The sequence below is a fragment of the Sphingomonas sp. Leaf242 genome, from assembly GCF_001422045.1.
GTDB lineage: Bacteria > Pseudomonadota > Alphaproteobacteria > Sphingomonadales > Sphingomonadaceae > Sphingomonas.
Genome location: NZ_LMLW01000009.1, coordinates 69332 through 93428 on the forward strand (window position 1 = coordinate 69332; position 24097 = coordinate 93428).

At 66.5% G+C, this 24097-nt stretch carries 32 protein-coding genes; 11 read left to right on the top strand and 21 right to left on the bottom strand.

The genetic code is table 11. From position 1 onward, the window contains the following. Nucleotides 1-219: 219 nt before the first annotated feature. Both ASF09_RS11555 and ASF09_RS11560 read right to left on the bottom strand, forming a co-directional pair. A complete protein-coding gene (locus tag ASF09_RS11555; RefSeq protein ID WP_056052121.1) occupies nt 220-591 on the bottom strand; it encodes a hypothetical protein in 372 nt (123 codons plus the stop codon). Beyond that, nucleotides 588-1277 (bottom strand): EI24 domain-containing protein, encoded by a 690-nt coding sequence (locus ASF09_RS11560; RefSeq protein ID WP_060526378.1) that lies wholly within the window; start codon nt 1275-1277, stop codon nt 588-590. The genes ASF09_RS11555 and ASF09_RS11560 overlap by 4 nt, the downstream gene beginning before the upstream one ends. 222 nt (nt 1278-1499) lie before the next feature. Between ASF09_RS11560 and ASF09_RS11565 the strand changes: the two genes are divergently transcribed. Both ASF09_RS11565 and ASF09_RS11570 read left to right on the top strand, forming a co-directional pair. Continuing rightward, nucleotides 1500-2276, top strand: coding sequence for a cyclase family protein (locus tag ASF09_RS11565; protein ID WP_060526379.1), 777 nt, complete (start codon nt 1500-1502; stop codon nt 2274-2276). A gap of 178 nt (nt 2277-2454) precedes the next feature. Next, nucleotides 2455-3468, top strand: coding sequence for an adenosine kinase (locus ASF09_RS11570; RefSeq protein ID WP_060526380.1), 1014 nt, complete (start codon nt 2455-2457; stop codon nt 3466-3468). Between the two features lie 176 nt (nt 3469-3644). Here the strand turns inward: ASF09_RS11570 and ASF09_RS11575 are convergent, their stop codons facing one another. The 9 genes from ASF09_RS11575 to hisB form a co-directional block, all read right to left on the bottom strand. Then, nucleotides 3645-5249, bottom strand: a complete 1605-nt coding sequence (locus tag ASF09_RS11575) for an amino acid permease (RefSeq protein WP_056052108.1) — start codon at nt 5247-5249, stop codon at nt 3645-3647. 111 nt (nt 5250-5360) lie between these two features. After that, nucleotides 5361-5738: a histidine triad nucleotide-binding protein gene (locus ASF09_RS11580; protein WP_060526381.1), complete on the bottom strand. Its 378-nt coding sequence runs from the start codon at nt 5736-5738 to the stop codon at nt 5361-5363. Nucleotides 5739-5853: 115 nt separating this feature from the next. After that, complete coding sequence (locus tag ASF09_RS11585) at nt 5854-6171, bottom strand: phosphoribosyl-ATP diphosphatase (protein ID WP_060526382.1); 318 nt, start codon at nt 6169-6171, stop codon at nt 5854-5856. Between the two features lie 31 nt (nt 6172-6202). Next, complete coding sequence (locus ASF09_RS11590; protein ID WP_060526383.1) at nt 6203-6394, bottom strand: hypothetical protein; 192 nt, start codon at nt 6392-6394, stop codon at nt 6203-6205. A 3-nt stretch (nt 6395-6397) separates the two neighbouring features. Further along, the gene (gene hisF / locus ASF09_RS11595) at nt 6398-7174 is read right to left on the bottom strand and encodes an imidazole glycerol phosphate synthase subunit HisF (protein ID WP_060526384.1); all 777 of its coding nucleotides are present in this window, start codon (nt 7172-7174) and stop codon (nt 6398-6400) included. Nucleotides 7175-7427: 253 nt separating this feature from the next. Further along, the gene (gene hisA / locus ASF09_RS11600; protein ID WP_060526768.1) at nt 7428-8165 is read right to left on the bottom strand and encodes a 1-(5-phosphoribosyl)-5-[(5-phosphoribosylamino)methylideneamino]imidazole-4-carboxamide isomerase; all 738 of its coding nucleotides are present in this window, start codon (nt 8163-8165) and stop codon (nt 7428-7430) included. After that, nucleotides 8162-8767: an imidazole glycerol phosphate synthase subunit HisH gene (gene hisH / locus ASF09_RS11605; RefSeq protein ID WP_060526385.1), complete on the bottom strand. Its 606-nt coding sequence runs from the start codon at nt 8765-8767 to the stop codon at nt 8162-8164. Before hisH ends, hisA begins: the two co-directional genes overlap by 4 nt. Further along, entirely contained in the window at nt 8764-9081 is a 318-nt protein-coding gene (locus ASF09_RS11610; protein WP_082444265.1) for a YciI family protein, read from the bottom strand. Before ASF09_RS11610 ends, hisH begins: the two co-directional genes overlap by 4 nt. Next, nucleotides 9078-9665 (bottom strand): imidazoleglycerol-phosphate dehydratase HisB, encoded by a 588-nt coding sequence (gene hisB, locus ASF09_RS11615; protein ID WP_060526386.1) that lies wholly within the window; start codon nt 9663-9665, stop codon nt 9078-9080. The genes ASF09_RS11610 and hisB overlap by 4 nt, the downstream gene beginning before the upstream one ends. Before the next feature lie 71 nt (nt 9666-9736). On the opposite strand from hisB, the gene ASF09_RS11620 reads away from it, so the two are divergent. The 5 genes from ASF09_RS11620 to gmk all read left to right on the top strand — a co-directional run bounded on the left by ASF09_RS11620 (nt 9737) and on the right by gmk (nt 13064). Beyond that, nucleotides 9737-10222 (top strand): SspB family protein, encoded by a 486-nt coding sequence (locus tag ASF09_RS11620; protein ID WP_056052087.1) that lies wholly within the window; start codon nt 9737-9739, stop codon nt 10220-10222. Between the two features lie 227 nt (nt 10223-10449). Beyond that, nucleotides 10450-11841 (top strand): class II fumarate hydratase, encoded by a 1392-nt coding sequence (fumC, locus tag ASF09_RS11625; protein WP_060526387.1) that lies wholly within the window; start codon nt 10450-10452, stop codon nt 11839-11841. A gap of 90 nt (nt 11842-11931) precedes the next feature. Next, nucleotides 11932-12144: a hypothetical protein gene (locus ASF09_RS11630; protein ID WP_056489740.1), complete on the top strand. Its 213-nt coding sequence runs from the start codon at nt 11932-11934 to the stop codon at nt 12142-12144. Beyond that, the gene (locus ASF09_RS11635; RefSeq protein ID WP_056065647.1) at nt 12141-12341 is read left to right on the top strand and encodes a hypothetical protein; all 201 of its coding nucleotides are present in this window, start codon (nt 12141-12143) and stop codon (nt 12339-12341) included. Before ASF09_RS11630 ends, ASF09_RS11635 begins: the two co-directional genes overlap by 4 nt. A gap of 72 nt (nt 12342-12413) precedes the next feature. After that, nucleotides 12414-13064, top strand: a complete 651-nt coding sequence (gene gmk / locus ASF09_RS11640; protein ID WP_060526388.1) for a guanylate kinase — start codon at nt 12414-12416, stop codon at nt 13062-13064. Nucleotides 13065-13173: 109 nt separating this feature from the next. On the opposite strand, the gene ASF09_RS11645 is transcribed toward gmk, so the two are convergent. Genes ASF09_RS11645 through ASF09_RS11655 form a run of 3 tightly spaced genes read right to left on the bottom strand, consistent with a single transcriptional unit; the run spans nt 13174 to nt 14725 of the window. Further along, nucleotides 13174-13854 (bottom strand): ATP12 family chaperone protein, encoded by a 681-nt coding sequence (locus tag ASF09_RS11645; protein WP_060526389.1) that lies wholly within the window; start codon nt 13852-13854, stop codon nt 13174-13176. Further along, the gene (locus ASF09_RS11650; RefSeq protein ID WP_056489735.1) at nt 13851-14069 is read right to left on the bottom strand and encodes a hypothetical protein; all 219 of its coding nucleotides are present in this window, start codon (nt 14067-14069) and stop codon (nt 13851-13853) included. Before ASF09_RS11650 ends, ASF09_RS11645 begins: the two co-directional genes overlap by 4 nt. Further along, nucleotides 14066-14725, bottom strand: a complete 660-nt coding sequence (locus ASF09_RS11655) for an HAD-IA family hydrolase (RefSeq protein WP_060526390.1) — start codon at nt 14723-14725, stop codon at nt 14066-14068. Before ASF09_RS11655 ends, ASF09_RS11650 begins: the two co-directional genes overlap by 4 nt. Nucleotides 14726-14839: 114 nt before the next feature. On the opposite strand from ASF09_RS11655, the gene ASF09_RS11660 reads away from it, so the two are divergent. After that, nucleotides 14840-15334, top strand: a complete 495-nt coding sequence (locus ASF09_RS11660; RefSeq protein WP_060526391.1) for a DUF1440 domain-containing protein — start codon at nt 14840-14842, stop codon at nt 15332-15334. 365 nt (nt 15335-15699) lie between these two features. Here the strand turns inward: ASF09_RS11660 and ASF09_RS11665 are convergent, their stop codons facing one another. The 3 genes from ASF09_RS11665 to ASF09_RS11675 form a co-directional block, all read right to left on the bottom strand. Then, complete coding sequence (locus ASF09_RS11665; RefSeq protein ID WP_082444266.1) at nt 15700-16995, bottom strand: RluA family pseudouridine synthase; 1296 nt, start codon at nt 16993-16995, stop codon at nt 15700-15702. Then, nucleotides 16992-17366, bottom strand: a complete 375-nt coding sequence (gene crcB / locus ASF09_RS11670; RefSeq protein WP_060526392.1) for a fluoride efflux transporter CrcB — start codon at nt 17364-17366, stop codon at nt 16992-16994. Before crcB ends, ASF09_RS11665 begins: the two co-directional genes overlap by 4 nt. 310 nt (nt 17367-17676) lie before the next feature. Continuing rightward, nucleotides 17677-18405 carry a hypothetical protein gene (locus tag ASF09_RS11675; protein ID WP_156359333.1) on the bottom strand — a complete coding sequence of 243 codons (729 nt, stop codon included), beginning with the start codon at nt 18403-18405 and terminating at the stop codon, nt 17677-17679. Between the two features lie 110 nt (nt 18406-18515). On the opposite strand from ASF09_RS11675, the gene ASF09_RS11680 reads away from it, so the two are divergent. Beyond that, the gene (locus ASF09_RS11680) at nt 18516-18737 is read left to right on the top strand and encodes a hypothetical protein (RefSeq protein ID WP_060526394.1); all 222 of its coding nucleotides are present in this window, start codon (nt 18516-18518) and stop codon (nt 18735-18737) included. A 57-nt stretch (nt 18738-18794) separates the two neighbouring features. Here the strand turns inward: ASF09_RS11680 and ASF09_RS11685 are convergent, their stop codons facing one another. Together ASF09_RS11685 and ASF09_RS11690 are read right to left on the bottom strand one after the other, a co-directional pair. Beyond that, nucleotides 18795-19223 carry an OsmC family protein gene (locus tag ASF09_RS11685; RefSeq protein ID WP_056052049.1) on the bottom strand — a complete coding sequence of 143 codons (429 nt, stop codon included), beginning with the start codon at nt 19221-19223 and terminating at the stop codon, nt 18795-18797. Between the two features lie 106 nt (nt 19224-19329). Continuing rightward, on the bottom strand, nt 19330-19635 hold the full coding sequence (locus ASF09_RS11690; protein ID WP_056052047.1) for a glycine zipper 2TM domain-containing protein: 306 nt from the start codon (nt 19633-19635) through the stop codon (nt 19330-19332). Nucleotides 19636-19795: 160 nt separating this feature from the next. Between ASF09_RS11690 and ASF09_RS11695 the strand changes: the two genes are divergently transcribed. Then, nucleotides 19796-20434 carry a trimeric intracellular cation channel family protein gene (locus ASF09_RS11695; RefSeq protein ID WP_060526395.1) on the top strand — a complete coding sequence of 213 codons (639 nt, stop codon included), beginning with the start codon at nt 19796-19798 and terminating at the stop codon, nt 20432-20434. Nucleotides 20435-20747: 313 nt separating this feature from the next. On the opposite strand, the gene ASF09_RS11700 is transcribed toward ASF09_RS11695, so the two are convergent. Beyond that, the gene (locus ASF09_RS11700) at nt 20748-21356 is read right to left on the bottom strand and encodes a GNAT family N-acetyltransferase (protein ID WP_060526396.1); all 609 of its coding nucleotides are present in this window, start codon (nt 21354-21356) and stop codon (nt 20748-20750) included. Then, entirely contained in the window at nt 21356-23299 is a 1944-nt protein-coding gene (gene sppA, locus ASF09_RS11705) for a signal peptide peptidase SppA (RefSeq protein WP_082444267.1), read from the bottom strand. The genes ASF09_RS11700 and sppA overlap by 1 nt, the downstream gene beginning before the upstream one ends. Nucleotides 23300-23791: 492 nt before the next feature. Between sppA and groES the strand changes: the two genes are divergently transcribed. Further along, nucleotides 23792-24079 (top strand): co-chaperone GroES, encoded by a 288-nt coding sequence (gene groES, locus ASF09_RS11710; protein ID WP_056052039.1) that lies wholly within the window; start codon nt 23792-23794, stop codon nt 24077-24079. Nucleotides 24080-24097 lie beyond the last annotated feature (18 nt).

Below are 24097 nucleotides of genomic sequence, written 5' to 3' on the forward strand. Positions count from 1 at the left end.
CCGCATCGTAATTGCGGCCAAAGTGCAGCTTAAGCGGTCGGTTGTTAGTAGTATGTGGAACCCATGGACGGTACTCGAACCAAGCAAACGAACGCGCTTACGGGTGCCGCCCACGCTGACCGTGCCAAGGTCCGGACGCGATCCAGCACATGAATGAAGGGCCGCAATCAGGAGCGTCGATCATGGGCCGGGATGTCCGCAATTGGGCAAAACCCGCCGCTACCGTCCACCCTCGCGCCGGGTCAGTGCGGCGACGCAACTGGCGCGGTCGATCGTGCTGCCGTCGGGTTCGCGCGCGTCGAGATAGGTGACGCGGGGAGCGTCGGATCCCTTGGGATAGAGATACGCGTCGAGCACGCAGATCCCGCTTTGGAACTGGAGTTTGCGCGCGCTGCCTTCGCGGACGTCGGCGTCGGGCTGGCCGAACAATTTGGTCAGGCCGGCGGCGTCCTGGCCTAGCACGCGTTCCAGGCCGACGCTCGTATACGGGATGGCGGGGCGGCCGACCGCGGGTTTCGCGACCGGTGCGGCGCAACCTGCCAGCCCGCCGCCGAGCGCCAAGGCGATCGCTATCGTCGTCAGTCGCGTCATGATCGGCCTTTGCGGGAATACTGGCTGTGGAAGTAATGCGTGGCCATCGCCGCGCCGAGGACGGGCGCGGCGATGTTGAGGACCGGAACCACGAACAGCCCGGTGTTCGCAAGCCCCAGCGCGAACCGGCTCCCCTTGGTCGTCGCACGCCAGCCCCGCATCGCCGCCGCATCCATATGCCGCGCCGCGACCATGTCGCCAAGATCGCGCCCGAGCAGCCAACCATTGACCACGAAGAACGCCGCAGCGGTGCCGACCCCAGTGACGAGCAGCGCGATGTAGACCGGCAGCATCACCAGGTTGACGAGCACGACGCGAGCGGCCGAGCGGAGCCCCATTGCTAGACTGCGCGCGAACGCGACGGGGCGGGCGGTCTTCAGCGCGTCCGGGTAATGGCGTGCCTCGACCGCTTCGACGACTTCATCCGCGAAGATCCCGACGACCGCGATCGCCACCGCGCGGAACAACAGCCACAGCGCGAGGATCGTGACGAACAGCGCGAACGCCGCCGCGAGTCCGTCTGCGTGCCAGTCGAGCCACGCGGCCAGCGCGGCCTGCGTTCCCCACCACGTGCCGATTCCGAGCAGCGCGAAGACAAGCAGCGTGACGATCATCGACTTGACGAACACGCGCAGCACCGGCGGATCGGTAAGCTGGCCAAGCGAAAGCAGGAGGGCGCGGAGCATCGGCTCGGGATGCCGCGCGGTCGCGCGAAGGTCAACGCGGCTTTGGATAGCGCGACTCCCGCGACTAACGGATAACCAGTTCCGCGAACACGGCGAGCCACCGATCCTCAGTCCACGACGACTAGCAAACATTGGCCCGATCCGGCACCAGTTTGAGCATGCACCTACCCTGCCACCGCGCAGGATAGCCTGCGTCCCGACGGCGATAGAACGGAGACCATCATGCCACGTACGATCATCGATCTGTCGGTATTCCTGGAGAACGACGTGCTGTCGGACCCTCCCGGTCATGGTCCTCATATCGAGTATATCGATCACAAGGCGTCCATACCCGGCTTGCTCGGGTTCTTTCCGGGGTTGCAGGCCGCCGATCTGCCCGATGGCGAGGCCTGGGCGATCGAGCGCATGACGCTCATCACGCATAACGGCACGCATCTCGATGCGCCGTATCATTATGCCTCGACGATGGATGGCGGAAAGCGGGCGATCACGATCGACGAGGTTCCGCTCGACTGGTGCTTCCAGTCCGGCGTGAAGCTGGATTTCCGGCATTTCCCCGATGGCTACGTCGTCAGCGCTGCCGAAGTCGAGGCGGAACTGCAGAGGATCGGGCACACGCTGTCGCCGCTGGAGATCGTCGTCGTCAACACGCGTGCGGGCATGCGGTTCGGGCACGACGATTATGTTGCGTCGGGGTGCGGCATGGGACGCGACGCCACGCTGTACCTGACCGAGCGGGGCGTTCGCGTCACGGGAACCGATGCGTGGAGCTGGGACGCGCCGTTCGTGCATACCGCCGCCCGATATGCCGAGAGCGGCAATGCGACGCTGATCTGGGAAGGTCACAAGGCCGGGCGTGACATCGGCTATTGTCACATCGAGAAGCTGCACAATCTGGAGCAATTGCCAGCGACCGGATTCACGATCGCCTGCTTTCCGGTCAAGATCCGCGCCGCGTCGGCGGGCTGGACTCGCGCCGTCGCGATCCTGGACGGCTGATTTCGTCGGGTATCTTGGGTCTCCCGAGATACCGCCTGACCTTAGCCCCAGCAAGGATCCGGGTTTCGCTTGAGGTCTTGGCGTATATCTCTGGTTGCGGCCACGCTTGTCGCGCCGGTTGCGCCAATCCCTCGCGCGATTTACGGCAACGCTTTCCCGTCCGCCCGGAGACTTCCCCTTGTCCACCCCTACCACCGACGCTCCCACCTACGACGTCGTCGCGATCGGCAACGCCATCGTCGACATCCTCGCCACCGCCGACGATGCGTTCATCGAGGAAATCGGCGTCGCCAAGGGCTCGATGCAGCTCATGTTCTCGTCGGAAGAGGCCGACGCGCTCTACGCCAAGATGGGCCCGGGCATGGAAATCTCCGGCGGTTCGGCTGCCAACACCGTCGCCGGCATCGCCGCGCTCGGCGGCAAATGCGGGTTCATCGGCCAGGTCGCCGACGACCAGCTCGGCCAGGTCTTCGCGCATGACGTCCGCAGCATCGGCATCGAGTTCGCCACGCCCGTCCGCGCCGGCGACCCGACCACCGGCCGCTGCCTGATCTTCGTGACGCCCGACGGCCAGCGCACGATGAACACCTTCCTGGGTGCGGGCCAGTTCCTGCCCGCCGCGGCGATCGACACCACGATGATCGCCGACAGCGCGATCCTGTATCTCGAAGGCTATCTCTGGGATCCCGAAGAGCCGCGCGCCGCGATGCGCGCCGCGATCGACTGCGCCCGCGATGCCGGCCGGAAGGTCGCGTTCACGCTCAGCGACGTGTTCTGCATCTCGCGCCACGGTGGTGATTTCCGCCAGCTGCTAAGCGACGGCCTGATCGACATCCTGTTCGCGAACGAGGGCGAACTCGCTGCGCTCGCAGAGACGGAAGACTTCGATGCAGCGGTCGCCAAGATCTCTGCACAGGTCCCGACGCTGGTCGTGACCCGCGGCGAGCACGGCGCCTGCGCGCTTCAGAACGGCACGCGGGCCGAGGTGAAGGCCGAGCCGATCGCCAAGGTCGTCGACACCACCGGTGCGGGCGATCTGTTCGCGGCGGGCTTCCTCCACGGTCAGGCGCAGGGCTACGATTTGCAGGCGTCGCTCAAGCTCGGTGCGGTCTGCGCGGCCGAGATCATCAGCCATGTCGGCGCCCGTCCGATGGTCGACATGAAGGCACTCGCCGCCAAGCATATCGGCTGAGGCAACCACGCCGTCATTCCCGCGGAGGCGGGAACCCATACTGGCTGGCCTCGCGACAGAGTCGCGAACTGCTGAGAATATGGATCCCCGCCTGCGCGGGAATGACGAGTTTGGTTGAGGCCACAAAAAAAGGGCCGCGGGAGTTTCCTCCCGCGGCCCTTTTTTCTTGGGCTCGATCAGTGGCTGCCCGGCGCCGCGGTATCGACGTCGTCGACATCGATCCCCAGCCCGACATGGCTGCGCGAGCGGCTGTAGAGGAAGTAGATCGCCAGCCCGATCGCGCCCCAGCCCGGCAAGACCAGCTTGGCGGTCAGCGGCAGCGACAGATACAGCCCGATGCAGCCGATGATCGCGAGCGGCGCGACGATATACACCGCCGGCGTGCGGAACGGACGCTTGCGGCCGGGGTCGGTCTTGCGCAGGACCATCACGGAAATCGCCACCATCATGAACGCGAACAGCGTGCCCGCGTTGGAATAATCGGCGAGCTTGCCGACCGGCAGGATCGCCGCTGCGATCGCTGCGGCGATGCCCGTCACGATCGTGACGACATGCGGCGTGCGGAACTTCGGATGGATCGACGCGAGGCGTGCCGGCAACAGGCCGTCACGCGCCATCGTGAAGAACACGCGGGTCTGGCCGAACATCATCATCAGCACCACCGACGGCAGCGCCAGCACCGCGGCAAGCCCGACCAGGCGACCCATGATCGGCCAGTTGATGACCTGGAGCACGTGGACGAGCGCTTCCTTCGAGCAGACCAATGGCTCCATCGCGCCGCCTGCGACGATCGCCGCGCAACGCCCGGCCATCTCGGCCGAGCCGGGGGCGAGGATGCCGCCATCGGCGGTCGTCACCGGGTTCGCGCCGATCGCACCGATCGCGCCCGATGCGACCAGCAAATAGAACAACGTACAGATGCCGAGGCTGGCGATCAGCCCGATCGGCACGTTGCGCTGCGGGTTCTTGGTCTCCTCCGCAGCCGTAGAGACCGCATCGAACCCGACATAGGCGAAGAAGATCGACGCCGCCGCACCGAGCACGCCGACGCCCGACGAACTTAGCGGGTTGCCGACGCCGTAGGGCAGGAACGGGTGGAAATTATCCGCCTGGAGCACGGGAATCGTCAGCGCGATGAACGCGGTCAGCGCGGCGATCTTGATCAGCACCAGCACGGCGTTGACGCGTGCGCTCTCGGTCGTGCCGACGACCAGCAGCCATGTGACGAGGCCGATGATGATCACCGCGGGCAGGTTCATGAAGCCGCCGACCGTCATCGCGGTCTGCAGATCGACGTTGGGCGTGGCGCCGAACGCGACCTGGACGTGCGCCATCAGCGCGTCGGCGTTGCGCAACCCGTTGGGAATGTGGAAGCCGATCCCGTCGAGCAGCCCGGCCAGATGGTTCGACCAGCCGACCGCGACCGCACTCGCGCCGACCGCATATTCGAGGATCAGCGCCCAGCCGACCATCCAAGCGAGCAACTCACCCGTCACCGCGTAGGTATAGGTATAGGCCGAGCCCGACACGGGTACCATCGACGCGAGTTCGGAATAGCACAGCGCCGCGACCGCACAGACGAAGCCTGCGACGACGAAGCTCAGCAACATGCCCGGGCCGGCCTTCTGCGCGGCTTCGGACGTCAGCACGAAGATACCCGTGCCGATCACCGCGCCGACGCCCAGCAGGGTCAGCTGAAACGCGCTAAGCGTTCGCGCCAACCCCTTTTTCTCTGCCGTCGCCAGAATGGCGTCCAGCGATTTTACGCGACCAAAAATCAACGCGGTGTCCCCCGGGGATAGCGAGGGCCGGGTCAAAAGGCCCCCTTGCTCAAGCCCCCGAGCCTAATGGCAATTTTATTACGTGCAATCCTTTAGTGCGGTGAAGCTGCCCTATCGCGCCAGCATCGGCCCGAGCGGGCGCCCGCCGAAGACATGAACATGCAGATGCGGTACCTCCTGGTGTCCGTCCTGGCCGATGTTCGCGAGCAACCGATAACCCGGTTCGACCAGCCCCGCGGTGCGCGCCACTTCGCCGACCGCGCGGATGAACCCGGCGATCTCCGCATCGGGGGCCCGCGCGGAAAAATCGTCCCAGGACACGTACGCGCCCTTGGGGATCACGAGCAGATGCGTCGGCGCCTGCGGGTTGATGTCGTGGAACGCGATCGCGAAGTCGTCGTCATAGACCCGCTTCGACGGGATCTCGCCGCGCAGGATCTTCGCGAAGATGTTCTGGTCGTCGTAAGGCTGGGTGGCGTCGATCGGCATATATTCCCCTCCCGCTTGCGGGAGGGGTTAGGGGAGGGGCTGGGCCATCCCGATCCCGGCGGAGCATGTGCGTCATGCCCTCCCCCGACCCCTCCCGCAAGCGGAAGGGGGCAGGTCAGCCCGTCCGCCCGGCCTTCTCGACCAGGCCGCCAACGCCCTCGCGCCGCTCCAGCTCGGCGCGCACGTCGTCTAGGCTTAGCCCCGCATCCACCAGCAACACGGCCAGATGGAACATCAGGTCTGCCGCTTCCGGCACGATGCTCGCCTCGTCGCCCGAGCACGCCGCGATCACCGTCTCGACGGCTTCCTCGCCGAGCTTCTGCGCGATCTTCGGGCGGCCCTTGGCGAACAGGCTCGCAGTATAGGAGGTGTCGGAGGGCGCATCGCGACGGGCGCGGATGGTCGCCTCGAGGCGGTCGAATACGGGGTCCATGCGGGCGTGCTGACGCAGCAGGGCAGGCGGGTCAATCCTTCTTGGGCGGCCCCGCATCGCGGCGGCGCGATTTGATGAACCGCTTCCGCAACGCCCGGCGCACGAGCCAGACCCCGATCGCCGCAAACCCGAACAGCGCGATGTCCGACATCTCGGGCCCGGTTCGCGGATGGACCACGCCGCTATGCCCCGACTGGACCGCGAGGATGGCGAGCACGGGCATGATTTAATTCGCCACGCGAACCGGCGTCCGCACCGGGATCCCCGCCGCCGCCAGCGCGGCATGCGCATCGCCGATCGATGCGTGCCCGAAATGGAAGATCGACGCCGCCAGCACCGCGCTCGCATGCCCGTCGCGGATACCCGCCACCAGATCGTCGAGCCCGCCGACGCCGCCACTCGCAACGACGGGTACGCCCACCCGGTCGGAGATCGCGCGGATCAGGTCGAGATCGTAGCCACTCCGAGTCCCGTCGCGGTCCATCGACGTGACGAGCAGCTCGCCCGCGCCCAGTTCGGCGAGCTTCAGCGCATGCGCGATCGCATCGATCCCGGTCGCGCGCCGGCCGCCGTGCGTGAACACTTCCCAGCCTTCACCGGAACGCCGCGCATCGACGCTCGCGACGCAGCACTGGCTGCCGAACCGCTCGGCGATATCCGCGACCAGTTCCGGCCGCTCGACCGCAGCGGAGTTCACGGCCACCTTGTCCGCACCCGCCAGCAACAGCGCGCGCGCATCGTCGGCCGTCCGTACGCCGCCGCCGACGGTCAACGGCATGAAGCACACCGCCGCGGTCCGTCTCACGACGTCGAGGATCGTCCCCCGACCCTCATGGGAGGCACCGATATCGAGGAAACACAGTTCGTCCGCCCCGGCCGCATCATACGCCCGCGCCTGCTCGACCGGATCGCCGGCATCGCGTAGTTCGACGAAATTCACGCCCTTCACCACGCGCCCATCGGCGACGTCGAGACACGGAATGACGCGCGCGCGGACCGTCATGCGCTGCGCCGGAGGTTTTGTTCACGCGGAGACGCGGAGACGCGGAGACGCGGCGGAGCCGCTAAGAAGAATATTTCGCGCAGAGGCGCAGAGGCGCTGAGAGAGAGGGAGGGAGCAAGGCCTAACTTCTTGCTCTCCGCGCCTCTGCGCCTCTGCGCGAACAAGTTTCTGCCTGCGGCGCCACAAGCGGCTCTGCGTCCTCCGCGTCTCTGCGCGAAACCACTATCTCCGCGTCTCCGCGTCTCCGCGTGAATCATCCTGCGGCCTTTGCCACGCTCATCGCCGCCGCGAGATCGAGCCGACCATCGTACAACGCGCGCCCCGTAATCACGCCCTCGACGCCATCCCGCACATGCAAAGCCAGCACGTGGATCTCGGCGATCCCCTTGACCCCGCCGCTGGCGATCACCGGAATGTCCACCGACCGCGCCAAGTCGACCGTAGCGTCAACGTTGCACCCCTTCAGCATCCCGTCGCGCCCAACATCGGTGAACAGCAAAGACGCCACCCCCGCATCCTCGAACCGCCGCGCCAGATCGACCGCGCTCGTGGTCGACACGTCTGCCCAGCCCTTGGTCGCGACCATGCCGTCCTTCGCGTCGACCGCGACCACGATCCCCCCGGGGAAATCCTTCGCCACGCCGCGCACGAACTCGGGGTCCTCCAGCGCCGCCGTCCCGATCACGACGCGGGAGACGCCCAGATCGAACCAGCCCTCGACGCTAGCCCGCGTCCGGATCCCGCCGCCAAGCTGCACATGCCCTGGAAACTGCGCGACGATCGACCGCACCGCATCGCCATTGACCGAGGCCCCCGCGAACGCCCCGTCGAGATCGACCACGTGCAGATGCTCCGCACCAGCCTCCGCGAACAGCATCGCCTGCGCCGCGGGATCGTCGCCGTACACGGTCGCCCGGTCCATATCGCCCTCGGCGAGACGTACGACCTGACCCGCCTTCAGGTCGATCGCGGGAAAGATAATCAGGCTCACGGCCGCCACTCCAGGAAACGTTCGAGCAAGGCCAGGCCGTAGCGCTGGCTCTTCTCAGGGTGAAACTGCACGCCGATCATCGTGTCGCGACCGATCGCCGCGGTGACCGCACCGGCATGGTCGGTGGTCGCGAGCACGTCAGCGCCCTCGAACGCAAAGCTATGCAGGAAATACGCTTCGCCCGGCTCGATCAGCGGATGCGCGACGGAGGGAACGACGTCGTTCCAGCCCATATGCGGTACCTTCGCTTCCATCGTCCCAGGCTCCAGCCGTCGCACGCGCCCCGAAACCCAACCGAGCCCGGCATGAGTCCCCATCTCTTCACCCGCATCGGCCATCAACTGCATGCCGACGCAGATGCCGAGAAACGGCGTACCCTCGTCGCGAACCCGCCGGTTCAAAGCCTCAACCATCCCCGGCACAGCACGCAACGCCGCCGCACAAGCGCCGTACGCGCCCACGCCCGGCAACACGATTCGGTCAGCCTTCGCCACGGCATCCGCATCCGAAGTCACGATCAGATCGACACACCCAGCCGTCCGCAACGCGTTCTCGACCGAATGCAGGTTCCCCGCGCCGTAATCGATCAGAGCAAGCGTCACGCCAGCAACTCGGCGATCGCGGGCAAGACCATGCTCGCGGTGAACGCGGTGATCTCGGCCGTTGCAAGTCCGCCGCTCGCAAACGGATCGGTCGCCACCACCGCTTCGACCGCTGCCTTCTCGCCGCGGATCAGGATGACGCCGCCGGTACGCGGAATTTGCCGGCCCGATGCGAGAAACACGCCTTCCGCATAGCCCTTGGCGAGCCATGCAACGTGCTCCTTCATCCGCGCATCGATCGCGTCCAGTGTTGCAACGTAGGTCAGCACGACCACGCACAACGGCGCGTCGGTCCGCGCAAACGGCTCGCTCACAGGATTCCCTTGGTCGACGGAATCGCGTCGGCCTTGCGCGGATCGATCTCGATCGCGGTCCGCAGCGCCCGCGCCACGCCCTTGAACGCCGCCTCGGCGATGTGGTGGTTGTTCGACCCGTACAGCGTCTCGACGTGCAGCGTGATGCCGGCCGCCTGCGCGAAGCTGTGGAAGAAGTGCTCGAACATCTCGGTATCCATGCCGCCGAGCCGCTTCTGCGAGAACAGGTCCTTCCACACCAGCCAGGGCCGCCCGGAAATATCCAGCGCCACCCGCGTCAACGTCTCGTCCATCGGCGACAGCGCATCGCCGTACCGCGCGATGCCGCGTTTATCGCCGAGCGCCTGCGCGAACGCCTGGCCAATCGCGATGCCGGTATCCTCGACGGTATGATGCTCGTCGATATGCAGATCGCCCTTGGTCCGCACGCGGATATCGATCAGCGAGTGGCGCGACAATTGTTCGAGCATGTGGTCGAAGAAACCGACCCCGGTCTCGACGTCGTACACGCCGGTCCCATCGAGGTTCACGGTGACGTCGATCGCCGTCTCGGCGGTGGAGCGGGTGATCGTGGCGGTGCGCATGCCACCTCCCATAACGTGCGCCACGACGCATGCAATCTTGACCGGCATCCGAATGGCGCTACCCAAGGGATATGACCGATGGACTGCCCGATAGCCTGATTCCGTACGATGAGATCGTACAAGAAGCCCTGCGTGCCGTGGTCGGCCGCGTGCTCGGTTCGGTCGCGGAGGCCGGCGGGCTTCCCGGCGAGCATCATTTCTATATCACCTTCAAGACGCAGGCGCCGGGAGTCGACATCCCCAAGCGGCTGATCGAGCGCTTCCCGGACGAGATGACGATCGTCATGCAGAACCGCTACTGGGACCTCATCGTCGACGACGAGCGCTTCTCGATCGGGCTCAGCTTCAACCAGGTGCCGTCGAAGCTGGTGATCCCATACTCGGCGATCACCGCCTTCCAGGACCCGGCCGTAAGTTTCGAACTCCGCTTCCAGGCGCAGGAGGGTGCGGACGACGCGCTCGGCGACCACGACGAAGCGGAAAACGATGGCCCGACCGCGGTGCCGATCGAGGACGGCTCGAACGTCGTGGCCGTGGATTTCAAGCGGAAGAAATAAGGAGCGAGGCGATCAGCGCGCTGATCGCCGGTCGCAAAGCGACGCGAACTGCCGGCCGACGCGCGCAGCGCGGTCGACGACACGGGATTAACTCCCGGGGCGTACTTCTTTTCTTCTACGTCACCCCGGACCAGTTCCGGGGTCCACCCGTCCGCACGCTCCACGATCGGTGAGAGCGCGGCACGGTGGATGCCGGAACAAGCCCGGCATGACGGAGTAGACAGTCTATGACCCAAAACCGCACAGAAACCGACACGATCGGCCCGATCGAAGTCCCCGCCGACGCCTATTGGGGCGCCCAGACCGAACGCAGCATCGAGAATTTCCCCTTCGCCACCCGCGAACGCATGCCGATCGAGATCGTCCACGCGCTCGCCCTCGTCAAACAGGCCGCTGCCCGCGTAAACCGGTCGCACGGGCTGGACGAAACCATCGCCACCGCGATCGACTCCGCCGCACAGGAAGTCATCGACGGCAAGCTCGACGACCAGTTCCCGCTCGTCATCTGGCAGACTGGCAGCGGCACGCAGTCGAACATGAACGCGAACGAGGTCATTGCCGGCCGCGCCAACGAGGTCCTCACTGGCACCCGCGGCGGCAAGTCGCCGGTCCACCCCAACGACCATGTCAACATGAGCCAGTCGTCCAACGACAGCTTCCCGACCGCGCTTCACATCGCCGCCGCGATCGCGACGACGCACCGCCTGATTCCCGCGCTCGACAAGCTCCACGCCGCGCTCGACGCGAAGGCCAATGCCTGGGACGACATCGTCAAGATCGGCCGCACGCACCTGCAGGACGCGACGCCGCTGACGCTCGGCCAGGAATTCTCCGGCTATGCGAACCAGCTCTACCGCTGCCGCCACCGCATCGAGCCCGCGATCAGCCACGGCATGGTCATCCTCGCGCAGGGCGGCACCGCGGTGGGCACAGGCCTCAACGCGCCTGCCGGCTTCGGCGACGCGATCGCGCACGAACTGGCGGCGATCACCGGCCTGCCGTTCGTCAGCGCGCGCAACAAGTTCGAGGCGCTGGCGTCGAACGATCCGCTCGTCCACCTCTCGAGCACGCTCAACACGCTGGCGGTCGCGCTGACCAAGATCGCCAACGACATCCGCCTGCTCGGCTCCGGCCCCCGCTGCGGCTTCGGCGAGATCGACCTCCCTGCGAACGAGCCCGGCAGCTCGATCATGCCAGGCAAGGTCAACCCCACCCAGTGCGAGATGCTGACGATGGTCGCGGGGCAAGTGATGGGCAATCACGTCGCGGTCACCGTCGGCGGGATGCAGGGCCATCTCGAATTGAACGTGTTCAAGCCGCTGATCGGCGCCAACGTCCTCCGCTCGATCGACCTGCTCGCGACCGCGATGGAAGGATTCGCGGAGCGCGGCGTCGACGGAATCGAACCCAATCGCGGGCGGATCGCGGAATTGCTCGACCGCTCGCTGATGCTGGTGACGGCGCTAGCACCCGAGATCGGCTACGACGCGGCGGCCAAAATCGCCAAATACGCGCACGCTGAAGGGCTGACGCTGAAGGAAGCCGGCCTCGCGCTAGGCCTAGTCGACGCCGAAACCTTCGACCGCGTCGTCAAACCCGAATCGATGCTCGGCCGCTAACCGTTCTCCTGCGTGCGCAGGAGAACGCGGGCGCGCGGGAACCCAATCCTCCGCCAAACGCTAACCCGCCACACGAACAGGAGAAATTACGTGGGCGCAACGACCATAGGCGCGCTGATCGGCGCAGGCATCGACTCGCTCAGCGGTGACGACGGCAACGCGGACGGCGCGATCATCGGTGCGATCACCGCCAACGTACTCAAGGTCGTCGTGCCGCTAGCCGTGACCTACGCGATCGGCTGGGCAGTGCTGCGCGGTGCAGCGGAACTCAAGGACCAGGTTTTCGGGGAGTCAGAAGCATGATCGGACGTATTATCAGTGCATTGGTCGGCCGCGAGATGGGCCGTCGCGACGGCTCGGGCGGCGCATCGGGCGCCGTCAAAGGCGTGGTAGCGATGAGCGTACTGCGTCGCATGGGCCCGCTCGGCATGGTTCTCGGCGGCGGTTACGCAGCCAAGAAGGCCTATGACCGCAACAAGGCACGCAAGGCCGGATACTGATCCGCCTCTAGAATGACACACGCAGGCCGCGCATGGGTTGACGCCCATGCGCAGTCCGCGGCAAGGGCGCGCATGCCCCACACACTTCCGTCCGACCCGCATGGTTTCCGTCGTCGCGGAGTCCTGTTCGTCCTGTCCTCGCCGTCCGGTGCCGGCAAGTCGACCATCGCGCGCAGATTGCTCGCGGATGAGCATGAACTCGAGATGTCGGTCTCGGTCACGACCCGGTCGATGCGACCCGGCGAAGTCGACGGCAAGGATTACCATTTCACCGACCTCGAGGGCTTTCGCGACATGGTCGCGAAGGACGAGTTCCTCGAATGGGCGCACGTCTTCAACCACCGCTACGGCACCCCCCGCGCGCAGGTCGAGGAATTGCTCGCAGCCGGCAAGGACGTGCTTTTCGACATCGACTGGCAGGGCGCGCAACAGCTCGTCCAGATCGCCGGCGGCGACGTCGTCCGCGTGTTCATATTCCCGCCCTCGATGGAAGAACTCCACCGTCGCCTCTCGGGCCGCGGAACCGATTCCGAGGAAGTGATCGAAGCCCGCATGGCACGCGCGGCGAACGAGGTGAGCCACTGGGACGGCTATGACTATGTGCTGGTCAACGACGACGTCGACAGCTGCATCCGCGGCGTGAAGACGATCCTCGCCGCGGAGCGCTTGAAGCGCTCGCGCCAGACCGGGCTGATCGGCTTTATCCGTCGCCTGACGCGCTAACTTCACCCCTCCCTGAAAGGGAGGGGCCGGGGGTGGGTCGGCCGCTGGGGATCGCTGCGTCAGCCAACAGGCCCACCCACCCCCAACCCCTCCCTTCCAGGGAGGGGGGCTAGAGTAGTTCTAGAAACTCGACGCCCAACCCGAACTCGCGCCGCTTCAACGCGCGCAACTCCGCCGCCTGCCAATCCTCGCCCCACATCTCGACCGACCAGTCCTCGTCGATCCCCGCCGCCGCCCAGGCCGCATCCGCGTCGATCTCGCCCTCGATCAGCGCCAGCCCGATCACCAGCGACCCGGTCAACGTCACCACCGGTGACAACCCGGCCAGCCGAAAATCGTCATATGCCATGACCGCCTCATGCAGTCGCGCGACCGTCGCGTCCGGTTGCGCGACGTGCATCACGCCGGTGGTGACCGCGAACGTCACGTCATACCGCCCCCGCGCCCACGCCAGCAGCGGATCCCAGGATGCCGCCTGCCGCTCGACCAACAACGGCGGCCCCTCGGCGCGGTAACAGAGCAGGTCGCTCTCGCCATACGCCGCCAGCCGCGCGGCGAACTGCGCAGGATCGTTCGCGATCGGATCGGTCGCCGCGTTCGCCAAGCCCGTCAGCGGCATCGTTCGCGGATCGATCGTTTCGCCGACCGCACGCCATTCCGCCGCGACCGCCTCGGCCAGCGCATCGCTCGGCAACGCGAGCGGTCGCCGCCCGGGCGTCCGCACCGGCTTGCCGTCGAGCGTCACCACCCGATCCGCATAGATCGCGACGTCTTTCCAGAACCGCTTCACGCGTCAGGACTCCGCCAGCGATGCGCGAGACTGCGCGGCACGATCGCGATCATCGCCATCGCCGACAGCACGATCGCCGTCCCGAGGATCTTCGGCCCCAGATCATGCGCGCGCGCGATCAGGATCAGCCCGAGCAACGCACCCGCGACTCCTGCCAGTCGCACGCCGACCAGCACGAACCAGCGCCGCTGTGCCAGCTTGTCCGCGTCGGTCATTGTGCCGCCACCATATGCAGCAGGTCCGGCACGGCCGTCGCGACGACATCCGCGCCCGCATCGGAAAGCTCGTGCACGTCGTGATACCCCCACGCGACCCCGACGGCGCGCACACCGGCCGCGCGGGCCATCGCCATGTCGAAGCTCGTATCGCCGATCATCGCGGTCGTCTCCACGCTCGCACCGGCCTCAGCGATCGCCGCGAGCAGCATCGCCGGATCGGGCTTCGATGTATGTCGGTCCGCGGTCTGCAACGTCACGAAACGCTCGGTGATCCCGTGCGCGGCGAGGATATGCGCGAGGCCACGGTCGGACTTCCCCGTTGCCACACCGAGCGCCCAGCCGTCGTCGGCGAGCGTTCCTAGCACCTCCGCAATCCCCTCGAACAGCGGCTCGTCGGCAAGCTCGCCACTCGCGCGCATCGCATGGAACGCATTCTTGTAGTCGGTGGCGAGCGACCGGTGCCGCGCATCGTCCGCCGCCGGCAGCAACACCTGCATCGCCTCGACGAGACTGAGCCCGACGATCCGCCGAATGTCCGCGCGCGGCGGCGGGATCAGCCCAGCGCCATCGAACGCCCGCTCGCAAGCGACGCAGATATTCGCCTGGCTGTCGACGAGCGTCCCGTCGCAATCGAACACGGCAAGACGGATCATGAGATTTTCCAACGCATCGCCGCCTCGTAGATCACGCGTGCACGCGAGGGAACGCCAAACCGGAACGCGCGCGCCGGCGAACGGTTCGTGTCGGATAGCTCTGGAGACACAACGATGGCGCACGCACAGACCGACACCCTGAACATCTGGGCCGCTGCCGCTGCGGGCTTGGTAGCCGGCCTCGCCGCCTCGTTCGTGATGGACCGCTTCCAGGCCGGAGTCGCCGCGCTGTCCTCGTCGGAGAGCGATGCCGAGCCTGCGACGGAGAAGGCGGCGGACAAGGTGTCGCAGGTCGTGGTCGGCCACGCCATCCCCGACGATCGCAAGCCGCTCGCCGGGCAGGTGGTGCATTATGCGCTCGGGGCGGGGCTGGGGATCGCCTACGCGGTGGCGGCGGAATATCGACCATCGGTAACCGCGGGTTACGGCACCGCGTTCGCTGCGGCGACGACGGCGTTGCTCGATGAGGCGGCGGTGCCGGCGGCGGGGCTGGGCGATGCGCCGTGGAACACCGCGCCGACGACGCATCTGTATAGCGCGGCGTCGCATATCGTGTTCGGGACGGTGACTGAGGGTGTGCGGCGGTTGCTGCTAGGGTGGCTGAAATAGGGCGCTAACTGCGCTCACCAAGTTCCCTCGCGAAGGCGGGAGCCCGAGAATCAAGCAGCATTACGATCTTGGCCCCTGGACCCCCGCCTTCGCGGGGGAACGGCTTGGGGCCAAGGCGCCGCCAGCCGACCAGAAACCCCACCCCGGCGAAGGCCGGGGCCCAGTTGGAAAGGTGGCAATAATGAAGCGCTGCCCTTCGTTAGCAACGTCCCCCAACTGGGCCCCGGCCTTCGCCGGGGTGGGGCAATGGTTAGGCCTTCGCGCCCAGTCGGATCACTTCACCCTCTCCCCTCGGGGGAGAGGGAAGGGCCCCGCGGCCGCTTGGCCGTGGAAAGGGTGAGGGCGCGTTAGACGACAGCCATAACTTACCGAGTCCCAGGCCCACTCCGAGGCCCAGGCTTCCCAGCTCCGCCCGGACGCCCACGCCCAGCCGGCTTGGCCCCCTCAATCCGAGGCCCGCTCCGCGGTGCTCCGAACTTCGACCCAGCCCCGGTCCGAGGCCCACCCGTCTTCGGCGCAGGCTTGCCCGTCGCCTTCTCCTCGACAACCCCACGCCCACGCCGCTCACCCTTACGGTCTTTCCGCACCGACTTCGCATGCGCCCTAGCCCGCGACTTCATCTGCTCGCGCGTCGGCGCGGTCTTCTCGTCGAGCACCAGGTCGTCGCCCAGCTTCTCCTCGAAACCCAATTGCTTGAGGCTCTCGGCGAAATGCGTCGGCAGTTCCGCGGTCACGTCGATCAACCCGCCATCCGGATGATCCACCTTGATGCGGCGAGCATGCAGATGCATTTTCCGCGAGATCCCGCCGGTCAAAAACGCAGCGGCGCCACCGTACTTGCCGTCACCAACGATAGGATGCCCGATCGCCGCCATGTGCACGCGCAACTGATGCGTGCGGCCCGTAAACGGCTGCAACTCGACCCACGCCGCGCGGTTACCCGCACGCTCGATCACGCGGTACCGCGTCCGCGCCGGCGCGCCCTCGGCCTCGTCGACGTGCATCTTCTCGCCGCCGGTGCCCGGCTGCTTCGCGATCGGCAGCTCGATCATGCCGTCCTCGATCGACGGCACGTCGACCACCAGCGCCCAATAGACTTTCCGCGCCGTCCGCCCCGAAAACGCCTTCGCAAAGAACGCCGCCGCGCGCGACGTCCGCGCCACCAGCAGCGCGCCGGACGTGTCCTTGTCGAGCCGGTGGACCAGCTTCGGTCGCCCCTCATTGTCGTACTGCAACCCGTCGAGCAGCCCGTCGACATGCTGCGTCGTCTTGGTCCCGCCCTGCGTCGCGAGGCCCGGCGGCTTGTTCAGCACGAACGCCTGGAAATCCTTGTGGATGACCATGGACTGCGCGAGTTCGGTCTCCTCGTCCGACAGGATCACACGCTCGCGGACGCGCCTTGGCTTGTCGACGTCGGCGGCGGCCTTGTCGGCCTCGGGCGGCGGCACGCGCAGCATCTGGCCCGCCGCGATCCGGTCGCCCGGCGTCGCACGCGCGCCGTCGACGCGAAGCTGCCCGGTGCGCGCCCACATCGCCACCGTCGTGAAGCTCGTGTCGGGCAGATGCCGCTTGAACCACCGGTCCAGCCGGATGCCGTCATCGTCGAACCCGACGTTGAACTCGCGGAAACCCGTATCGCTATCGCTTTTGCCCGCAGTCATGCGACGGCCCTTACTGCGGAGAGACCCGCGAACAACGCGGCGACCGAACCGATCACCGACACCAAAACATACCCGAACGCGACGCCGATCGCGCCGCGTTCGATCATCGTGACGACGTCCAGCGAGAAGGCCGAAAACGTCGTGAATCCCCCCAATACGCCCACGCCAAGCAACAGCCGCCACGTTTCCGAAGCGGCATTGCGCGCGAGCACGCCAACCAGCACCCCCATCAGCAACCCACCGATCAGATTCACGGCAAGCGTACCAAAGGGATAGTCAGGCCCCAGCAACGACAGCATCGCGCGGCCAGTCAGATAGCGCGCGCCGGATCCGACCGCACCACCGACCATGACATAGAGAAGGGGAAGCATTCTCGCGCCCTAGCGTGAATCGGGCAAAACGGAAAGGTGGGGTTGGCTAGGGTGGAGTAGATGCTCGCCAAACGGCTCAACCTAAGCTTGTTTCCCCGCGAAGGCGGGGACCCAGTCTGGGCTCCCGCCTTCGCGGGAGAACACGAGAGGGAAGGCGGCCCCCCGATTAATACCACCCCGGCGAAGGCCGGGGCCCAATTGGAGAGGCTGATGTAATTTAGCGCCGCGCTCCGTTAGCGACGTCCCCCAATTGGGCCCCGGCCTTCGCCGGGGTAGTGCATTTTAAGCGATGGAGGAGGGGCGAAAGGCTTCACCGCCCAGCGTTGGAAACCAGATCCACATCGCTCCCGCCACCAGCCCTTGCCGTCACATACACCACATAAGCGTCATTCCCCCGAACCCCGCCCAGCACATGCTGCCTGCCATCCGTACTATGCCCAGCCGAATACCCAGCCGCCGTCGCCTTCGTAAAATACCAGTCGAGCATCTTCTGCATCGGCGCAGCGCTCGAAAAACTCACCACGCGCAACCGACACCCGTCGCGATCCGCCCCCGCAGCCTCGGTCAACCGCGCCGCCGGATACAGCGGCAGGTCCGCCGGCAACCGGTTCGCCCACCCCGCCGAATAGCCGATCTTCTGCGCACAAGTCGCAGCATCCGGCGTCTTCTGCCGCTCCGCCAGCGCGCCCAGCGTCAGCGCGCCATCCGCGGATTTGCACTCGGGGCAGTCGTTCGATGCCGCCGGTGCACGCTTCAGCGTCGCCGGATCGACCGGATCCTTCTGCAACGCCACGTCCGCGGGCACCGCGCCCGGTCCGGTCTGCTGCCGCGGGCGCGTTCCACCGGTGTTCGCCGATTGCGCCAGTCGCGGATCGACCATGATCTGCGCGCCAAGCGACTCGCCGACCGCCGGATCGCGCGTTCCGTTGGTCAGTTCGGCATCGAGGCTGTTGAGATCCTGCTGGTCGGTCGACGACCGTCCACATGCGGCCAGCGCAAACGGCAAAAGGATCAGGGCGGGGCGCAAGGGAAAACTCATCACCGCCATCCTATGCGCGAAAGGCGGTGAAGAAAGCGTTTTCCGCATGCTCCGGTCGGGTGCGTGACGCCGATCTTGCCCGAACCCCCGCGACTCGCCATGTTCATCCTATGCTGAACATCGTCTCGATCCTCATCGGCCTCGTCACTTTGGTGCTTGGTCTCGTCGCGTTCATCCCGTTGCTCGGCTGGATGAACTGGCTCGTCATCCCGATCGGCATCGTCGGTGCCGCGATCGGTGCGCTCTCATCGAGCAACGGCGGTCGCAACCTCAACATCGTCCTGATCATCATCTTCGCGATCCGCCTCAGCCTCGGCGGCGGGATCATCTGACGCAAGAAGGGCCCGGCGTTTCCACCGGGCCCTCCTGATTGCGAAAATTACCCGCAATTATGCGGCGAGGTTGTGCTCCAGCGTGATCTCGGCATTGAGCACCTTCGATACCGGGCAGTTCGCCTTGGCGTCTGCGGCGATCGCCTCGAACTCTTCCTTCGAGATGCCGTCGACCTTCGCGTTCAGCGTCAGCGCTGACTTGGTGATCTTGAACCCGTCGCCATCCTTGTCGAGCGTCACCTTGGCGGACGTCTCGAGCGTGCCAGCCTCATAGCCCTTGCCGGCGAGCGCGAAGCTCAGCGCCATCGTGAAGCACGATGCATGCGCGGCCGCGATCAGCTCTTCGGGGTTGGTGCCGGGCTCGTTCTCGAACCGCGTGTTGAAGCCGTACGGGTTGTTCGACAACACGCCCGACTGTGTCGAGACATGACCCTTGCCGTCCTTGCCGAGGCCTTCATACTTCGCCGAACCGCTGCGTGTGGTCATCGTGTAATCCTTTGTCTTGACAAGAAAAAAGGCGTCGCGGTTTCCCACGACGCCCTTCCACAACGCGCAACTACCGAAATAGCGACATTGATTTAGCCGATGAGTGTCAGCGGCAACGACGGTCGTTGTTGCTCGTGCCCTTGTCGATCGCGCGACCGGCGAGACCACCGAGGACGGCGCCGCCGAGCGTGCCGACCGTGCGGTCACCGCGAGTGTCGACGGTGCGGCCGAGCAGTGCGCCGCCGACGCCGCCGATGATCGTGCCGGTCGTACCGTTGTTCTTCTTGCAGTAGACGCGGCCGTCGCGACCACGCCATTCGCGACGATCGCGCGCGTCTGCAGCCGAAACCGGGATCAGCACGGTCGGCAGGACCATTGCGCCGAGGCCGAGTGCGAGGATGAACTTACGCATGGATAAACTCCCGTATTGATTGATCTGATGACGTAACGAGGGGACTATACCGACGGTTTCATGAACCGAAAACAACACCGCGTTCATGTTTGTTCGGCGTATCGCGTTGGCGCTCGCACTTCCGCTTTACCGTCTGAGGTCAGGCGATTACGCCGCCCTGATGCTGCCCGTTCCGCTGCCCGTCGAGATCCTGCCCGTCGCTGCGCCGTGGTTCGACCTCGCCGGTCTCGCGGTGTTCGCCGCGTCGGGTGCGCTCGCCGCAGCCAAGCGCGGGCAGACGTTCGTGACGCTGGTGTTCTTCGGGCTGATCACCGGCGTCGGCGGGGGCACGGTGCGCGATCTGCTGATCGGCGCGCCGGTGTTCTGGGTGCATGACGCGCGGGCGGCGAGCGTGTGCCTCGGCATGGCATTGCTGATCTGGGTGACGCCCGAGCGCTGGTGGAAGGGCGAGGCGCTCGGCTGGTTCGACGCGGTCGGGCTCGCGGCGTATGCGGTGTACGGCGCTGCCAAGGCGCTCGGCTACGGCGTGCCACCCGTGCCGGCGGCGCTGATGGGGGTGATGACGGCGTGCGTCGGCGGCATCATCCGCGACGTGCTGGCGGGAGAGCCGTCGATCCTGATGCGGCCGGAGCTGTACGTGACGGCGGCGGCGCTGGCGGCGGCGAGTTATGTCGGGCTGGTGTTGCTGGGCGTGCCGCTGGTGTGGGCGGCGGTGATCGCGGCGAGTGCCGGGTTCACGCTGAGGGCGGCCGCGATCCGGTTCCATCTGGCGCTGCCCGCGTACGGTGGCCGCCGCTAACCTCGCCGACCTTTACTATGTTTCCCCGCGAAGGCGGGGACCCAGTCTGGGCTCCCGCCTTCGCGGGAGAACAAGGAAGAGCGGGCTGGTGGTCGGACTTGAGCCGATGGTCCGATCTTTAGGCTCTTGTCTGATCGTTTGATGTCGGTCGAAACACCTACCCGCCACCACCCCGGCGAAGGCCGGGGCCCAGTTGGGGGACGTTGCTAACGACGGACCGCGCTACGTTACTACAACCTCCCCAATTGGGCCCCGGCCTCCGCCGGGGTGGTGGGTAGTTTGCGCGAGTGTCGTCCAGGTAACAAGCGTCGCTTTACCCCCGCACAACCCCGACATCCGCAAACCGCTTCGGCTCGACCGGCGGCACCGCCGGTTCGTTCAGCGCGCACTGCCAATGCCCGACATCGATCCATTGCCCGTTCTTGTACCCGACCTCGCGGTACACCCCCGCGCGGCGAAACCCGACCGCCTCATGCAGCTTGATCGAGCCATCGTTCGGCAACGCGATCGCCCCGATAGCCTGCGTGAACCCCTGCGCCCGCAGCGTATCGATCAGCGCCTCGTACAACAGCCGCCCCGCACCCTGGCGCTGCGCCGCGTCCGCGACGTAGATCGTCGTCTCGCACGCGAACCGGTACGCCTCGCGCTTGTGGAACGCCGAGGCATAGGCGTAGGCGAGCACGCCACCCTCGGTGCCGCCCTCTACCCTGATCGTCGCGACCAGCCACGGGTACAGCCCGTCCGACACCGCCATCCGCGCGCGCATCTCGCCCGCATCGGGCGCCTCGGTCTCGAACGATACCGTCCCGACCAGCACGTGCGGCGCATAGATCGCCGCGATTGACGCAGCGTCCTCGGGGACCGCCGCCCGAATGACGATCCCGCCGCCGTTGCCAACCGCCCGAGACGCGGGGGCCACCATTAGAACCCGATCCGTGCCAGCAGCAGGTCGAGCAGCTTGGCATCGCCGATGTCCGCGGTCGTCGGCCCCATCCCGCCGCACTCGAGGCAGCGGACCTGGATCGACCCGGACGTCGCCAGCCGCTTCATGTCGCCGACCGCCCGCGCGAGCATCTGGCGACGATCCGCCGCGACGTGCGCGAACGCATCGCCACCACCTGCATCATCGTCGCCATCATTGCCGAAATCCTGCGCGATCGCCGCGAGGAAGCCCGGCTTCTTCTCCAGATACTCGGCGTGGACCTTGGCGGGATCGAGTTTGGCGCGCTTGGCCGCCTCGTCGATCGCGTCCTGCAACGTGCCGAAGCGGTCGACCAGCCCGATCTGGCGCGCCGTGCCGCCATCCCAGACGCGGCCCTGGCCGATCTCGTCGACCCGTGCCGGCGTCATCTTCCGCGACGCGGCGACGCGCGCGAGGAACTCGCGATAGCCGTTCTCGATGCCGGCCTGTGCGATCGCGTCGAACATCGGCGTGGTCCCGCCGGTGACGTCGGGCTGGCCCGACAGCGGCGTGGTCTTCACGCCGTCGCTGGTCACGCCGATCTTGGCGAGCGCGTTCTCGAACGTCGGCACCACGCCGAAGATGCCGATCGAGCCGGTGATCGTGCCGGGCTCGGCAAAGATCACGTCGGCGGGCGTCGACACCCAGTACCCGCCGCTCGCGGCCATGCCGCCCATCGACACGACCACGGGAAGCTTCTGGCGCTTGGCTTCGAGGATCGCGAGTCGGATCTGCTCCGACGCCATCACCGATCCACCCGGCGAGTCGACGCGCACGACGAGGGCCTTGAGCGTCTTCTTGGCGAGCCCATCGAGCACCGCCTTCTCGATCGTCTTGCCCGCCGCCTTGCCGGGGCCGCCTTCGCCGTCGACGATATCGCCGGCGATCGTCAGCACGCCGATCGCGTCGCCCGTGGTGGGGAGGGGGTTGGCCTTCACCCACGCGTCGTATTTGATCGCGGTGTAGTTACCCGCCGGTTTGCTGGCATCGGTGCCGGCGATCTCCGCCACGCGGCGCCCGAACGCGGTCCGATCACCAAGCTTGTCGACGATCCCAGCGCGCAGGTTCGCCTCGGCGATGTTGCCGTTCGCCGCGAGGATCACCTTGTCGGGCGCGCTCATGAACTGCGCGATCTGCGCCTTGGGCCGGGCCTTCGCGACCGCCTCGCGCCACTGCGCGAACAGCGTGCCGTACAGCGCGGTGCTGGCGGCGCGCGCGTCGTCGCTCTGGTCTGCCCGCGTGTAAGGCTCGACGAACGACTTGTAGCGGCCGACGCGGTAGACGTGCGCGTTGACGCCGAGCTTGTCGATCAGCCCCTTGTAATAGAGCTGGTTGCCGCCCGGCCCCATGAAGATCGTGCCGCCCAGCGGGTTGACCCAGATCTCGCTCGCGTTCGCCGCCAGGCGGTAGCCGCCATCGGTGTACGCGGTTGCATAGGCCAGCACCGGCTTGCCGCTCGCCCGCACCCGCGCCAGCGCATCGCCGACCTCGCCGAGTGCCGCCGGATACGCGCCGCCGAAGCTGTCGAGATCGAGCACGACGACCTTCACGCGCGCATCGGTGCGTGCGGTGTCGATCGAGCGGACCACGTCACGCAGGCGAAACTGCCGCGTCCGGCTCTGCCCCGACAGTGCGGCGAACGCGGCCTGCTCCTCGGGTTGCTCGACGATCGAGCCGTTGAGGTCGAGCACCAGCGCACCGTCCTTGATCGCCGTGGTGCTCTGCCGTGCGTTGAGCGCTGCGAAGATCAGCCCGAAGAACAACAGCATCGCGATCAGGACGAGCGCGTCCTTGATCGCGACGAGAAACTTCCACACACCCCGGACGAGCCGCCATTTCCGCCGCGGCGGGCGAGCAGGGTCGACATAGGAGGGGGCGTAGGACGGCGCAGCGGTATCGGTCATGGGACGAGAGCTAGAGCATGCGCGCACCGAGGTAAATGCCCTGTGTTACGGGGCCAACACAGGAGCGGTTCAAGCCAGCCCATCTACCCCAACCGCCACACAGTTCCCCTCCCGCCTGCGGGAGGGGTTAGGGGAGGGAAGTCCTACGAATGGTCCGCCCAAGAAACCCCTCCCCCGACCCCTCCCGCAAGCGGAAGGGGAGCAGAAGGCAGCATCGACCCAACTCTCCTAGTTCTCCTGCGCACGCAGGAGCGCAGGATACCAAGCACCGCCCTCCGTCACCCTGGACTCCTGCGTGCGCAGGAGAACGGCGGTGCTCAGCAGTACCGTCACGCCCCCCTCAGCTACGATGCCCGAAACCCACGCCCGCCCGAAAAAAATTCACTCCCGGAACCTTTGACATGCCGCACCCCGAGGCACATATGCCGTCCGTTGGCACTCGATAACGTCGAGTGCCAGAAATCTGTCACAATCCAAAAGGACATGGACCCCATGAACTTTCGTCCGTTGCATGATCGCGTGCTGGTGAAGCGCCTCGAAGCCGAAGAGAAGACGGCTGGCGGCATCATCATCCCCGACACCGCCAAGGAAAAGCCGCAGGAAGGCGAAGTCGTCGCCATCGGCACCGGCACTCGCGCCGAGAACGGCACGATCACCCCGCTCGACGTCAAGACCGGCGACAAGATCCTGTTCGGCAAATGGTCGGGCACCGAGGTCAAGGTCGACGGCGAAGACCTGTTGATCATGAAGGAATCCGACATCCTCGGGATCGTCGGCTAACTCAAGTCATTCGCGCGG

Coding starts and splice junctions, on each gene's coding strand:
- ASF09_RS11555 (WP_056052121.1), bottom strand. CDS start 591: ATGACGCGACTGACGACGATAGCGATCGCCTTGGCGCTCGGCGGCGGG.
- ASF09_RS11560 (WP_060526378.1), bottom strand. CDS start 1,277: ATGCTCCGCGCCCTCCTGCTTTCGCTTGGCCAGCTTACCGATCCGCCG.
- ASF09_RS11565 (WP_060526379.1), top strand. CDS start 1,500: ATGCCACGTACGATCATCGATCTGTCGGTATTCCTGGAGAACGACGTG.
- ASF09_RS11580 (WP_060526381.1), bottom strand. CDS start 5,738: ATGCCGATCGACGCCACCCAGCCTTACGACGACCAGAACATCTTCGCG.
- ASF09_RS11585 (WP_060526382.1), bottom strand. CDS start 6,171: ATGGACCCCGTATTCGACCGCCTCGAGGCGACCATCCGCGCCCGTCGC.
- ASF09_RS11590 (WP_060526383.1), bottom strand. CDS start 6,394: ATGCCCGTGCTCGCCATCCTCGCGGTCCAGTCGGGGCATAGCGGCGTG.
- hisF (WP_060526384.1), bottom strand. CDS start 7,174: ATGACGGTCCGCGCGCGCGTCATTCCGTGTCTCGACGTCGCCGATGGG.
- hisB (WP_060526386.1), bottom strand. CDS start 9,665: ATGCGCACCGCCACGATCACCCGCTCCACCGCCGAGACGGCGATCGAC.
- ASF09_RS11620 (WP_056052087.1), top strand. CDS start 9,737: ATGACCGATGGACTGCCCGATAGCCTGATTCCGTACGATGAGATCGTA.
- fumC (WP_060526387.1), top strand. CDS start 10,450: ATGACCCAAAACCGCACAGAAACCGACACGATCGGCCCGATCGAAGTC.
- ASF09_RS11635 (WP_056065647.1), top strand. CDS start 12,141: ATGATCGGACGTATTATCAGTGCATTGGTCGGCCGCGAGATGGGCCGT.
- gmk (WP_060526388.1), top strand. CDS start 12,414: ATGCCCCACACACTTCCGTCCGACCCGCATGGTTTCCGTCGTCGCGGA.
- ASF09_RS11650 (WP_056489735.1), bottom strand. CDS start 14,069: ATGACCGACGCGGACAAGCTGGCACAGCGGCGCTGGTTCGTGCTGGTC.
- ASF09_RS11655 (WP_060526390.1), bottom strand. CDS start 14,725: ATGATCCGTCTTGCCGTGTTCGATTGCGACGGGACGCTCGTCGACAGC.
- ASF09_RS11660 (WP_060526391.1), top strand. CDS start 14,840: ATGGCGCACGCACAGACCGACACCCTGAACATCTGGGCCGCTGCCGCT.
- ASF09_RS11665 (WP_082444266.1), bottom strand. CDS start 16,995: ATGACTGCGGGCAAAAGCGATAGCGATACGGGTTTCCGCGAGTTCAAC.
- crcB (WP_060526392.1), bottom strand. CDS start 17,366: ATGCTTCCCCTTCTCTATGTCATGGTCGGTGGTGCGGTCGGATCCGGC.
- ASF09_RS11675 (WP_156359333.1), bottom strand. CDS start 18,405: ATGAGTTTTCCCTTGCGCCCCGCCCTGATCCTTTTGCCGTTTGCGCTG.
- ASF09_RS11680 (WP_060526394.1), top strand. CDS start 18,516: ATGCTGAACATCGTCTCGATCCTCATCGGCCTCGTCACTTTGGTGCTT.
- ASF09_RS11685 (WP_056052049.1), bottom strand. CDS start 19,223: ATGACCACACGCAGCGGTTCGGCGAAGTATGAAGGCCTCGGCAAGGAC.
- ASF09_RS11690 (WP_056052047.1), bottom strand. CDS start 19,635: ATGCGTAAGTTCATCCTCGCACTCGGCCTCGGCGCAATGGTCCTGCCG.
- ASF09_RS11695 (WP_060526395.1), top strand. CDS start 19,796: ATGCTGCCCGTTCCGCTGCCCGTCGAGATCCTGCCCGTCGCTGCGCCG.
- ASF09_RS11700 (WP_060526396.1), bottom strand. CDS start 21,356: ATGGTGGCCCCCGCGTCTCGGGCGGTTGGCAACGGCGGCGGGATCGTC.
- sppA (WP_082444267.1), bottom strand. CDS start 23,299: ATGACCGATACCGCTGCGCCGTCCTACGCCCCCTCCTATGTCGACCCT.
- groES (WP_056052039.1), top strand. CDS start 23,792: ATGAACTTTCGTCCGTTGCATGATCGCGTGCTGGTGAAGCGCCTCGAA.